Raw genomic sequence first — 12,165 nt, forward strand, 5'->3', positions numbered from 1 at the left:
AAAATTACAGCCCGGTGAGCCTCTTTAACGCTCGGATTTCATCCGAACTTAGTTGCCTATATTCACCGGGGCTTAGGTCTTCGGGCAGTCTCACATCACCATAGGAAACGCGAATGAGCCTAACCACTTTATGATTAAAATGCTCAAAAAGTCGCCGTACAAGCCTATTGCGTCCCTCAAACACGGTGACTGCGTACCAACTGCCGCGCGATCCACCCAGGTTTTTGCCATGTGCATACCTGAGCTCCGTCTTGCCAGTCGGGCCGTCATCGAGTTCAATCCCCCGGACTATAGCTTGTTCTTCATCAGGAGTCAGCTTGCCGGTGATCAGAACATGGTACTGACGTGGCACCTTAAATTTAGGGTGGGTCAGTTTGTTTGCCAACTCGCCATCGTTGGTGAGCAAAAGCAGGCCCTCGGTTCGGTAATCCAATCGTCCAACTGGCGCCACCAGGAAAGGTAGTTTTTTTAGACGCGGCAAATCGTAAATTGTAGTGCGTTGGAAACCGTCGTGACGGGCCGTTAGAACTTCGTCCGGTTTATTCAGCATCCAATAAACCCGAGGTGGCATTGCCGCTTCAACCAGCTTGCCATCGATTGTCAGCTGATCATTGTCCGGGTCAATCTTACGCCCAAGCTCAGTTACCAGATCGCCATTAATTGCGACGCGGCCTTCACGTATCCAGGTCTCCGCCTCCCGGCGAGAGGCTATCCCCATCTGGGACAACCACTTCTGAATTCTCATTGGCTCCATCGGCAACCCCGGCTACTGATTCATCTAGGTCAAGCTGGTCGTGACTTCCCGTAAGGGTAGCCGCCAGATCGTCCCCGTCATACTCGCCGCGCGTGTTGTCTGCAATATATTCTTCGACATCGACTAAATCGTCAGCGCTACCGCCTTCAATCCGCGCCATGGCGCCTTGGACCATCTCCCTCGATGGTTGGAACGACTCAAGTGGTGGCAAGTCTTTAATACTACTTAAATTAAAAACGGTGAGAAATTGATCCGTTGTGCCAAAAAGCATTGGGCGGCCAACAATCTCCTTGCGGCCTACACATTTGATGAGATCTCGCTCAAGCAGCGTCTTAAATATGCTACCGGCATCGACACCTCTAATAAATTCAACCTCGGCACGGGTGACAGGCTGCCGGTACGCAATAATTGCCAAAGTCTCGAGAGCAGCCCGGCTAATCGGTCGAGGGCGAGACGCGAACATGCGCTCCATGATTGCACCAGCAGACTCGGAGGTCTGAAATTGATATCCGAGCCTCTTCAAATAATGGAGACGGAAACCACCACTCCGATCCTCGTACTGGGTCACTAACTGATCCAGCGTGAGCTGAATATCCCCCTCGCCTACCGTAGGATCACCAAGAATGTCAAGTATATCTGATGCCTTAAGGGGCCTTTGCGAGGCAAATATAATAGCCTCAACCTTAGCCTCGAGGCGCATTGAGGCTAACTGTCGCTCCTTGGGTGGACTAGGCACCTGATGATCACCAGCTAGCTCATCGTCCAATGAGTCATAATGGTCGAATTCAGTTACTTCTATATTTTCAACGTCTTCCATGTGACTCATAAGTTACCACCAAGGTCTGGAGTTTGTTCCACAGAACCTACAGATGGGGGCAAGGGCAAGACCGACTCATCGCAGTCCATGCGGTACATCCACACTGGTCCCATCAGTTCGGTTTGGTATACCTGAATACGTTTCATCTTCGAAAGCTCAAGCATGGCCATCACATGGACAACGAGTTCGTCCCGAGATTGGAGCCGGTTATATATACCCTGGAATAAGGCAAACCGTGCCTGTTCGATTTCTCGCGCCAATTTTTCAATGGTGTCTTCCACCGTTATTCTGTGCAACTTTGCAGTATGCTTGGATTTTCTTCGCTCTGAGAGCCCTCTGAGCATCTGCTCGTAAAGTACGACCAACGTTGGCGCGTCACCCTGAAGTGGTGACTCTATGTGCTCGTAAAGCGGCGCTAAACGTTGCCACTCATTGTTGGGTTGGATCTCCACCCCCATCTGAGGCATCTGACTAAAGTGATCCGCTGCATTACGAAACATTTCGTACTGCAGCAGCCGCTCCTGCAGGGACTTCACAGGATCGTCTTGCTCGCCATCTGTGTCATCAGTGGCCTTTTCATCTCCCGGCAGCAACATGCGCGTCTTGATCTCAATCAAGGTCGCTGCCATCTCAATAAATTCACCCGCCTGCTGCAAATCAGCAAACTGCATGAGTCGCAGGTAGCTTAAGTACTCCTGGGTCAGCAGCAAAACATCGATAGCGAATATGTCAATTTCATGCACCCGGATCAGGTGCAACAGAAGGTCAAGCGGCCCTTCGAACTGATTGGTTTTGACGAAATACTCTGAGCTCATCGATCGCCTACAAGTCGGCTACCCAGTGGCTGCAAATGTTGGACTTTCTTCTAAACTTTACGTTATACCGTGGAGCTTACCACCGGCCAAGGAATTTCGCCGGGAAAATCCCCATAAAGATTATTGTTACAAGCACAAATCCATGGCCAATAACCCAAGTTGCACACTACTAGACGGACTGATTGACGGCACTGAGTTCGTTAAGTACCTGCCCATTGAGGCACTAAGGGGCGACGGAGCGAAGGCTTGTTTTCGTCAGGGTGTAATCGAAAAGACCTTTAGATCTAGCGGCACTACCACTCAAGATAGGTCTCTATCCCACTTCTCTGCCGTGGGATTGGCGCAGTATCAGCAACAAAGTATAAAAAGGTTTGCATTCATACTGGATCAAGTGCAGCCGTTGGATAAAAGTGAAAGCCGCCTCGGACTAAGCCTGGTACCTGATCAGGATGCGTGGCCTGAAAGTAGTCTGGCGCAGATGCTTTCGTGGATTGCTTCGATTTACGAGGTAAGGTTCGTATCCGAAGGCGAACTCACTGATGTTATTGCAGCAAATATTGGGCGGCCTTTGTGGTTGTTTGGTACGGCTTTTCACTGGGTTAACGTATTGGATAGTGGATCTCACTGCACCCTGGCCCCGGGTTCTGTAATTTTTGAGACCGGTGGCACAAAAGGGCGAACGCGAGAAGTGTCGAGAAGCCACCTCTATCAGGAGCTTTCTCACGCTTTTCGAATCAACACAGAGGCCATCGTAAGCGAGTACGGCATGAGTGAGCTCTCCTGCCAGGCATATGATTACGTGCCACATGGTCGGATCTTAGAATTAGACAATCGCAGATTCCGGTTTGCCCCAGATGTGGACGTGGCTGTGCTAGGGCGGCCTGGTGCGGCATATCGCAAGGGTCGCGGCGCCTTGATGGTTCGCGACCCAGCTCGGACTGATTACCCCTGGTACTTCCGCACCGAGGACCTAGTGGAGCTCGAAAACGGTGCCTTTCGGTTACTTGGGCGGGCACCCAAAGCCGCCCTAAAGGGATGCTCCCTTGGAGCTGAAAGGGCGCTGGTACCGGTTACCAGGGACAGCAATTCACATGACTTTCCCCTCGTCAGCAACGATCACAAGGCGCCACTGGCCGCCGGGCATCTCTCGGCAGGTCGGATCGCCGCATTGAGCGGCCATTTAAGAGACTTCTGCAGTGACAGGGAAGTCATCGCGGCACTTTCTGAGGAGCTAGGCTCTTCCCAAGCAGCGACGATTGCCCTTCAAGATCTTACGGATGGCATGCCTGGGGATTTTGATGGATGGGTCAAGGCCGTGACGGTGGCTTTAGGAAACTTAGCTGGCACATTGCAAAAATGGCTCGTGATCCTTCCGGAAAATCACTCTTTGGTTGGTCTATACCCTCTCAGCATAGGTTACTTAGCGGGACTCAATTTGACGGTCAGACAGCCGTCGATGTTTCAAAAAGGTCGGAGCCCGCTCTCGTTATTTCTAACCGGATTAGCCAGCCTTCCCGAAGCCCGCTTGAGTATACTGCCCCCACAATGGCGCATCATGGGTGTCGGAGAAACGCTACCATTTGATGCCATCTTGAGTTACGGCACATCCGAAACAGTTGATAAAATTCAGAGCCTTACCAACCTTCCAGTCCGCGGTTTTGGGCATCGCATAGCGGTATCAATCATTCCGATCACGGCCACGCTGGATCAAGTTGACCGGGTTACCAAGGACTGCCTCGGATTGGGGCAATTGGGCTGTATGTCGTCACGCCTAATCTGTGTCGCTGGAAAAGAGGGGGGAAAAGGTTCACTGAAAAGCCTGATCCAAAGTTTGCAATCATCGGGGCAGAAATTCTGGTCGAAGGATTTCCCCTGGCGTCAAATGGTGAGTTTGGACTTCGAGCATTTTCGTCAAGCAAATTTAGGGGCAGAGGTCTTTGTGCCACCGAGTACTGCCCACCCACTAGTCTGCTTAACGAAGTTGCCTAACCTTGGTGAGCTAGAGGGACTCGAGAACGCATTGGCGCAAAATCAGTTTTGTCTTTCCGTTGCTGCAATTGACACCCAAGATATACCAGAAATATCTGTTAATATTGCAAAATATCTGTCCGACAGGAGAAACCTCGGCACTTTGACTGTACCCTTTTCCGTGCTGAACCAGACCCAAGAGCTGCTCCTTCGCAGTGGTTTAAGCTGTCACTCAGTAAGGCCACTAGGCGAGGCAAACGCACCAAAATGGGACGGTCTGCACGAGGGCATCCCGTTATTCGACCCATCACTGCGGGAGCCGATTCTTTAGTCTCTGCCTTCATGCTATCTTATAAGAAAGCCCCTAAATTACCGCTTCTCGCACGGCTCTAGAACAGACGTCGTGCGGCCGTATTCTTGAAAAACTCGGTGGCCCAACGGTTGTCGTCACATAATATAAGGTTTGTCTGCATGACTGAATGGGTTAGGCACATGCACACATACGATGCGGAACAACTGCGTATGCTAGCTTACACTTACTACGAAAATTTCCTGCCACATTTCCGTCAACAGCCGGAAGGATCTTTGATTGAGCCGGTGACCATCGAATTCTCCAGCAGGATGAAACAAAAACTGGGGCTTGCATTTCTTTTTGAGCATAAGATACGGTTAAATTTACCATATTTCCGTTCAGACCCCAGCCTACTACCTTACACACTATTCCATGAACTGACACATTTGTGGCTTTACGACTGCATGCTGGACCCAGGGCATACCCGCCGCTTTTACAAGAAAATGAGGGACTTTGAGGCAACCGGTTTAGCTATTGATCCCGACGTCCACATACATACTCGCGTGGCCGCGGAGGGTAAGTTCGTGTATAGTTGCCCTAACTGTAAGAACCGCTGGTACTTGCGTGACCAGCTAAAGTATTCAATTTATTGTGGTCACTGCTTTGACAGAGAGGGAATTGAGTATTTCGCTGAGGGCCTTAGCATCTCAGGCCGCCACGAAAACATATGTAAGGATACTGATTCCGCAGCCTGAGCTGGGTTTTATGAAAAGTGCCAATGAGAGGACCAAACTGTTGTCATCGCTAAGTCGACTCATGAAATCGTTTTTACTGTTAGGTACCGTTTTACTTCCGGCAAGTACGGTTGTCGCACAGGTAAGTTTTGTAGACCAATCTCAGATGTTTACAAAGTTGCCATTTGTTTCGCCGGCAAATTTCGCCGATTCGGTCTTGCAGGAGCAACGTAAGGCTGTGGCAATCAGAACTTTCTGCACCGAGGTGCGCAAATATTACCGAAAATATAAATGGAACGACGATCCCTGTGGTAATTTGCGTTGGCAGGCCGAGCTCCACACGCGATCAGGACATCCTCTCATTTACGCAGAATTTGGCAGTGGGCAAGAGACGACGCTTCTCCTTGGTGGAGTGCATGCAGACGAGCTAACACCGATCCATTTAGCCTTCCGATTTGCCAGATATTTGAATGATAACAGCAATCTACTCGGCACTAACGCGCATGTTATCCTAGCTCCGCTGGTAAATCCCGACGGGTTTTTACGGACACGCCCAACACGCACCAACTTTAACGGCATCGATCTCAATCGCAATTTTTTTACTGCGGATTGGTACGACAAAGCTCGCCGCGTTTGGCAAATCGACCGCAAGAAGGTGCTGGCACACTTTCCTGGCTACTTCCCAAATTCTGAAGTCGAAACAATCTTCCAGATTCAACTAATCGACCGATTCAAACCCGATAAAATACTTTCCGTTCACGCGCCCCTTGGCTTTTTAGATTACGATGGTCCAGGGTCAGGAATACTGCGCCCGCTCACGACTACTGAAAGAAAAGCTAAGAGATTGGTTAAAGCGATCTCAGAAAGCTCACAAAATTATAAAGTGGTGGACTACACCTTCTACCCTGGCTCACTCGGCAACTATGCTGGTAACGAACGTCAAATTCCAACCGTCACACTCGAGCTCCAAACGACGCAACCGCAAATGGTAGAGGCTTATTGGCGGCAGTTCCAACCGGGTATTACTCAAGCAGTGCGATACCCGTTTGCCAGGTTACCGCAAATTGACGGACAGGATGAGGCCGGCAATGCAACTCCATTCTCGGACCATTACACTTATGTTGCGAAGAACCCCGGCGGAACGGACTAATCAAGGCGCCTATATTTAGAGGGATGATACTACAAACCTTGAACTGTGATTGCCTCTGGACACGTCTCGCCTTGATTGACCGGGGCTCCGAGTCTAAGCCAAAAGTCCCAAGGATGTTCGCCCTTTGATAAGCCGGAGACCTCAAAGTACATTCCGGATCGTCCAGGGGTATCAGCGCCCTCTCCGTCCCAATTCATGCTGTCGCGAGCGGCATGAACATCGTCCACATAAAATGGGAAAAAACCTTTTTCCACAAGTCTACGTTCGATGCCAATGTCCATCGCAAGTAACTGCCCCATAAGGTTCACGTTATAGCGATATAAACACGAGCTACCCCGACAGAACTTAAGTCCAACCTCACTTAAGTTTTTTTTGCCTCTCTTAATTAACTCACTATCAAGCCTGGGCATCCGAATGTCTTTATGACTTCGTTGAACGGCGGGCGCCAACATCCAACTGTAGAGAATACCGCTGCCTTGATTCAAGTAGGTACCCGCGTCTACTGGCAAATTTAGCAGCATGGGGATGTGACCCGAGTCGGCAAAAAATCCGACATCGGTGGCTAAACTCATTTTTATCTTCAGGAACAATACTTTTAAAAAAAATGATAACCTGGCTAAGCTCGATACAGGTCCAATTCGTTTTTCCTCAAGCTTAGACTTTATATGGCGGGAGTCAAAATGCAGAGTAAAAAAATTTTTTGTATCTGCAGTAATCAACATCCGTGAGTCTGTAGCGATATCTTCCCAAATTCCGTCCTCTCGCCTGAACTTGATACTGTCAAAAAGCATGTGATTGGAGGAGTTGAACTTATAAATGTAACGCTTACTTTGAAGTTGATGCTGGCTATCATCAAAGACGACCATGCCCGTATCGCGTAGATCAGCTTTTGATTCACCCTCACAAATGGCGAGGTACGCGAATGACTCCTGACGCACATGACGTAACTCAAAAAACTGACGGGACTTACAAGGCCTAGCTTTCGAGCCCCTAGTGAGTTTAGTTCCGAAGTCTTCTGCCCTAAAAGTCAGCAGGTCTTGGTCGCTCACGTCGTCCGTTAACGATATGTTTTCATTGGTAAAAACAACCCTTCCGTGATCATCGACTGGATCTAGTTGCAAAGGTATGGAACGCCATACCAAGCGGCCAGTGTGGGTATCTACAGCAAATAGTCTTAATCCCGAGCGTTTACCGTCAACTTTAACCGGTAGTTGGCCCACGAACATCGCTCCCGGACATGCCGTTACCCTTGTGGTACTCACCACCCAGAGTATCAGCCACAAGACCCTCGACAAGCCCACCGTCGCGAGGCTATAGGTGCGCCGGGAGTCTTGACAATGGTTGGCAATGAACATCCGAGGTCCTCTGCTATGGAGAAAAGCAAGCTACACGAGCAATTGTTGCAACTGAGCGATTTCGATTACCCTTGCCCTCAACACTTGATCGCTCAAGAACCCATACCTGGTCGTAGCAACTCCAAACTGCTAGTCAGAAGGCAAAACAGCACCACCGAAGATTTGCATGTATCTGATCTTACAACAGAAGTCCCTGGTGGCTCGCTATTAATTTTTAACGAATCCAGGGTGTTTCCGAGCCGCATGTTAGGGCTTTTGCCGACTGGAGGCAGCATCGAAGTGTTTCTCCTCAGTGAGATCGGAACCACTGAGTCGCCATCAAGATCTATTTGGCAGGCCCTGGGTAGACCAATGAAGAAGCTTAAACCTGGGGTCACGGTCCATTTTGAGCCACAATTAAGTGCCACAGTACTTGAACGTTACGATGACAATGCTGGAAATAGTCTCATTAATCTTGAGTTTGATATGTCCCCCTCTGCATTCACGACATGGCTCGAACGCCATGGATTTATCCCGCTGCCTCCCTATATTAAACGCAAAAAACCGCTCAAAGCTGAGGCATCAGCAGATCGCGATAGATATCAAACTGTTTATGCACGACAGACTGGCTCGGTTGCCGCACCGACGGCGGGATTACATTTTACAGAAGAGCTTTTTGAATGCCTAAGATCACGAGAGATCGGGCTGCACTTCGTCTCGCTGCACGTGGGTGCTGGAACATTTCTTCCCATTAAGACTCAAAATATTGCAGACCATCATATGCACTCCGAGCGTTATCGGGTCGGAAAAGAGACGGCGAAGGCCATCTACCAAGCCAGAATAAGCGGCCGAAAAGTAATAGCTGTCGGCACCACTACATTCAGAAGCCTAGAATCGCTTTACCGTAAAGCATCTGAGGATCCTGATAAATTTATCGAACTAGCAGATTCTTGGCATAGTACTAATTTATTTCTAAGACCAACGAAAGATGGCGAAATTTACCGACCTTGGGTGATAGACGGCCTCTTTACCAATTTCCATCAACCCTGCTCGACCCTCTTTATGCTCATTGCTACGATAGTTGGGTTAGAAGCAGCAAAGGACATGTACGCCGAAGCAGTGTCTAAAGGGTACCGTTTATTCAGCTACGGTGATGCCAATCTCATTTGGCTTTAAGCCTGCTTGCGTCGCTCTAAAATCTTTACCAAAAGCTGAAGGTCTTCGAGCTGTTGCCGAAGAGCTTTAATCTCCAAATCTCGACTGGCAAGGACAGCCTCTAGTGTCTCAAGCTTACTCTTAAACTTTTCGACCGTACGTCGCTCGTTGTCTGAAATTTTGCGCAACGAAGCCTCGCAGTAGGCTAACAAAGCCCTGGTATCAACAAGAGAAGACTCTTGGGAGAGTAACGGCCGGGTAAGCGACCCTGGCACTATCATCTCACCTTGACGTTGATGGGATTCAAACTCAGAGCTGATCTGCTGTGTTGCTTGCTTTATGCCAATCTGATTGGACTTTATAACCACAGGTTCGCTCATCGAGACGCTGCCGACTCTGTTAAATGGCAGCTTCTGGTCCGACAAAGCGTCGCGGCCAGACTCACTAACGACTACCCTGTCTTGCGGATGTCTCGGAGGCAGATTTGGTCTCTGATTTACTGCATTGCCGGATACTGGAATAAAGTATTTGCCATCCTGTAGAATGGCATGCAGTTTACCGGTTTTGATACGACGCCTAATGGTCATATCAGACACCTTGAAAGTGCGTGCATACTCGACGATCGATAGCCATTGTTCCGTCATCGAACATCCCCATCTGCTGGCGACATGGAATTCACGAGCATCATTTGATGCAGTGATCCATATGGTTAAGTTTAGCAATCACCATCACCCCCAAAAACCCCGTCAAATCATTGACCTATAGGCACTTAATGCCTACTGATCAAAATAGATCCTCATTCTCCTTCAATTGACTCGGTGTTTCCGGAAGCGCGGTCATAGCCGGTCGCTGCTGGTACAATCGAGAGTAAACGTCAAAACTTCGAATCACCTCTCTGACATATCGTCGCGTCTCAAAATATGGAATCGAGTCGACAAACTCGTCGGCGGAGCAATCGCCACATGTCGCCAGCCACTGATTAACTGCTAACGGTCCGGCGTTGTAGGCTGCCGCCGCCAAAAATGGGTTGTCTCCGTAGTAACTTAGTAATCGGTCCAGATAGTAAAGTCCGTAACCGATATTGATCTCTGGCTCTGTCACCTCTCGGATATCAAAATCCTCATCGTGCAAAAGCGTCGCGATCTTTAGGGCAGTATAGGGCATTAGCTGCATTAAACCAGTGGCGCCTACAGGTGAGCGTGCCTCCTTGTTGTACAAACTCTCGGACCTCATGATACTCAGCACCAAGTAGGGACTTAGCTGCATGTGATTGGCCATAGGCATGACGATTCTCTCGTAGGCTATTGGATAATAAACTTTCCATTCATCATCGTGTTGTATTTGGCTTTGAATCAAACCATCCCAATTTGATGGCAGATTTCTGAGACTTGTAAATGTAGTGTAACGGATATTTCGGGATGGCCTATAGTCATCCAGATCACCAGATAATTTGGTAATCGCAGCAAAGGCGCCGAGCTTGTCGAAACCTGACCAGCGCAACTTACTCAGTTGAGCGGCTGCGGCATCACGAAGTCCCACATTCCGTAAATCTGCAATCAACTGCAAATCAGGCCGGGTGTCTAGTCCAGTGGCGTCTCCAGCGCGAGCGGCCATTGACTTTGCTGCTAGCGATATCGAGGTAGTAATCTGACCAATTTCATTGGCTACCGAACCAATAGTCGCTTCTGGATTCTGATTGGGTGTAGTTAACTCAGGGTGACGCGTGGCAGTCATCAATCCGTAAAACGAGCTGCCGTGGCTGTGCAGAATTTCCAAAAACAAAGTCTTTGCTTCATCTAGTCGGCCTAAGTTTTCCAAAATACGCGCATGCCAATATTTTATTATGTGAATTTGATCACCCTCTCGTGGCGTCACATATCCAGGTTGATCCAACATTGCCAATGCAGCGGCGTATTGTTTACTGCGGTACAAATTCCAAAACCGCATCCACCTCAGCGTCGCCGTGTCACGTCGACCTAACGCTAGTCCGTAGTTATCAGCTGCAGCCCGAATTTGGCCACTATATCGCAAAGAATCGCCTAATAACTCCTGAGCCCTACCACTGAACATATGTCGCGGATGCTCGTACATGAAGTCCGTCAGTACTCGAACAGCTCTTTGTGGCTCGAAGACCCTGAGGCTAACCTTCGCCAGATCGATTACAATATTCGGATATGTCCCAGAATCTCGTGTAGATTTTTCTTTACTGAGTAAGTCCTCAAGCTCCCGTCGAGCGAGGCCAAATAACCGCGACTCGCTATAGAACTTTGCTCTTTCTTCACTTGTTTTGACGCGGACAGAACCCGCGGAATCGACCGTCGGTCGCAACAATGAAGCCGCCAAGAAGTCGCCCAAACCGTTTCCGAGTACTACATTTTTACTTAGGCGCTTAAGCAGCCTGTCAGAAAACGCATAACCACCGTCCGAGAGGGGCCGGCAAGTAGCCTCTTCAAGTTTACGAAAGGCCCATCGTGATTCAGGAGTAGCTGGGTAATTTGCCGCAAGGCCCTCGAGAATTTCAAAATTAACTCGGTTTTCACCGTTTTTTTCAAGCGCTTCAAATGCCATCTTTGCGAGAACTTCTTGCCGCTTACTGAACGTGTAACGCTTACTGAATTCCGTAAAAGCCGTTGTTAATTGAGTGTAGTCAGCCTCTGCATTGTAACTCTCAATGAGCAGACTCTGGACTCTCTTGTTCCAAGCGTCGCCAAATTCATGGATTGATAAGTTTCTCAGAATCTCGATGGTTTCCTTGTAAGATCCACCGCGAAACTTTGCTTCCGCCAAATAATAACGGACGATTGGCTGTAACGGATCTTTGGACGCGAGTCCTAGCTCTGCAGAAGTAAGAAATTGCAGAGCAAGCCGTGGATTTTTGTCCATGTACTGAACACCAAGTGCGAGCGCCAACAGCAACTTCTCCCTTTCATTTTTGACTTGTGCATAAGTGGCATGTAAATCCACAGTAAAGGATAGTTGTCTCGCTCGCTCCTGTGACCTCATTTTATTGATGAATTCAAGCATCGCCACTTCCCGAAAGCCTGCCAAAGCTGGTTGCGCAGCAATTGCGACTAACCCGGCCAGAATTAATAGGAAGTGACTAATCTTTACCAAAATACCTCCGTGAGGCGGGGGACAAGGCCCAG

Annotated in this window: 10 protein-coding genes; 4 read left to right on the plus strand and 6 right to left on the minus strand. The window is 49.1% G+C overall.

Features of this window, described 5'->3' with window-relative positions; genetic code table 11:
* Nucleotides 1-4 precede the first annotated feature (4 nt).
* From FJ146_03055 to FJ146_03065, 3 genes are read right to left on the minus strand one after another with little or no spacing between them, the layout of a single operon-like run.
* The gene (locus FJ146_03055) at nucleotides 5-754 is read right to left on the minus strand and encodes an rRNA pseudouridine synthase (protein ID MBM4250923.1); all 750 of its coding nucleotides are present in this window, start codon (nucleotides 752-754) and stop codon (nucleotides 5-7) included.
* Nucleotides 675-1,580 (minus strand): SMC-Scp complex subunit ScpB, encoded by a 906-nt coding sequence (scpB, locus tag FJ146_03060; protein MBM4250924.1) that lies wholly within the window; start codon nucleotides 1,578-1,580, stop codon nucleotides 675-677. The genes FJ146_03055 and scpB overlap by 80 nt, the downstream gene beginning before the upstream one ends.
* The gene (locus FJ146_03065) at nucleotides 1,577-2,386 is read right to left on the minus strand and encodes a hypothetical protein (GenBank protein ID MBM4250925.1); all 810 of its coding nucleotides are present in this window, start codon (nucleotides 2,384-2,386) and stop codon (nucleotides 1,577-1,579) included. The genes scpB and FJ146_03065 overlap by 4 nt, the downstream gene beginning before the upstream one ends.
* Here FJ146_03065 and FJ146_03070 point away from each other — a divergent pair.
* From FJ146_03070 to FJ146_03080, 3 genes are all read left to right on the plus strand, one after another.
* The gene (locus tag FJ146_03070; GenBank protein MBM4250926.1) at nucleotides 2,364-4,685 is read left to right on the plus strand and encodes a hypothetical protein; all 2,322 of its coding nucleotides are present in this window, start codon (nucleotides 2,364-2,366) and stop codon (nucleotides 4,683-4,685) included. The two genes, FJ146_03065 and FJ146_03070, sit on opposite strands and share 23 nt — an antisense overlap.
* 140 nt (nucleotides 4,686-4,825) lie before the next feature.
* Nucleotides 4,826-5,401 carry a DUF45 domain-containing protein gene (locus FJ146_03075; GenBank protein MBM4250927.1) on the plus strand — a complete coding sequence of 192 codons (576 nt, stop codon included), beginning with the start codon at nucleotides 4,826-4,828 and terminating at the stop codon, nucleotides 5,399-5,401.
* A gap of 10 nt (nucleotides 5,402-5,411) precedes the next feature.
* Nucleotides 5,412-6,530, plus strand: a complete 1,119-nt coding sequence (locus FJ146_03080) for a murein peptide amidase A (protein ID MBM4250928.1) — start codon at nucleotides 5,412-5,414, stop codon at nucleotides 6,528-6,530.
* A gap of 29 nt (nucleotides 6,531-6,559) precedes the next feature.
* Here the strand turns inward: FJ146_03080 and FJ146_03085 are convergent, their stop codons facing one another.
* On the minus strand, nucleotides 6,560-7,750 hold the full coding sequence (locus tag FJ146_03085; protein MBM4250929.1) for a hypothetical protein: 1,191 nt from the start codon (nucleotides 7,748-7,750) through the stop codon (nucleotides 6,560-6,562).
* A 117-nt stretch (nucleotides 7,751-7,867) separates the two neighbouring features.
* On the opposite strand from FJ146_03085, the gene queA reads away from it, so the two are divergent.
* Nucleotides 7,868-9,040, plus strand: a complete 1,173-nt coding sequence (gene queA / locus FJ146_03090) for a tRNA preQ1(34) S-adenosylmethionine ribosyltransferase-isomerase QueA (protein MBM4250930.1) — start codon at nucleotides 7,868-7,870, stop codon at nucleotides 9,038-9,040.
* Here the strand turns inward: queA and FJ146_03095 are convergent.
* Both FJ146_03095 and FJ146_03100 read right to left on the minus strand, forming a co-directional pair.
* Complete coding sequence (locus tag FJ146_03095) at nucleotides 9,037-9,663, minus strand: hypothetical protein (GenBank protein MBM4250931.1); 627 nt, start codon at nucleotides 9,661-9,663, stop codon at nucleotides 9,037-9,039. The two genes, queA and FJ146_03095, sit on opposite strands and share 4 nt — an antisense overlap.
* A gap of 139 nt (nucleotides 9,664-9,802) precedes the next feature.
* Nucleotides 9,803-12,133 (minus strand): hypothetical protein, encoded by a 2,331-nt coding sequence (locus FJ146_03100; protein ID MBM4250932.1) that lies wholly within the window; start codon nucleotides 12,131-12,133, stop codon nucleotides 9,803-9,805.
* Nucleotides 12,134-12,165 lie beyond the last annotated feature (32 nt).

The organism is Deltaproteobacteria bacterium (assembly GCA_016874735.1).
Lineage (GTDB): Bacteria > Bdellovibrionota_B > Oligoflexia > Oligoflexales > CAIYRB01 > CAIYRB01.

What these genes read in the sequence shown, in the direction of transcription:
- queA (MBM4250930.1), top strand. Translation starts at nt 7,868, where the DNA reads ATGGTTGGCAATGAACATCCGAGGTCCTCTGCTATGGAGAAAAGCAAG.
- FJ146_03065 (MBM4250925.1), bottom strand. Translation starts at nt 2,386, where the DNA reads ATGAGCTCAGAGTATTTCGTCAAAACCAATCAGTTCGAAGGGCCGCTT.
- FJ146_03095 (MBM4250931.1), bottom strand. Translation starts at nt 9,663, where the DNA reads ATGACGGAACAATGGCTATCGATCGTCGAGTATGCACGCACTTTCAAG.
- FJ146_03080 (MBM4250928.1), top strand. Translation starts at nt 5,412, where the DNA reads ATGAAAAGTGCCAATGAGAGGACCAAACTGTTGTCATCGCTAAGTCGA.
- FJ146_03055 (MBM4250923.1), bottom strand. Translation starts at nt 754, where the DNA reads ATGGAGCCAATGAGAATTCAGAAGTGGTTGTCCCAGATGGGGATAGCC.
- FJ146_03075 (MBM4250927.1), top strand. Translation starts at nt 4,826, where the DNA reads ATGACTGAATGGGTTAGGCACATGCACACATACGATGCGGAACAACTG.
- scpB (MBM4250924.1), bottom strand. Translation starts at nt 1,580, where the DNA reads ATGAGTCACATGGAAGACGTTGAAAATATAGAAGTAACTGAATTCGAC.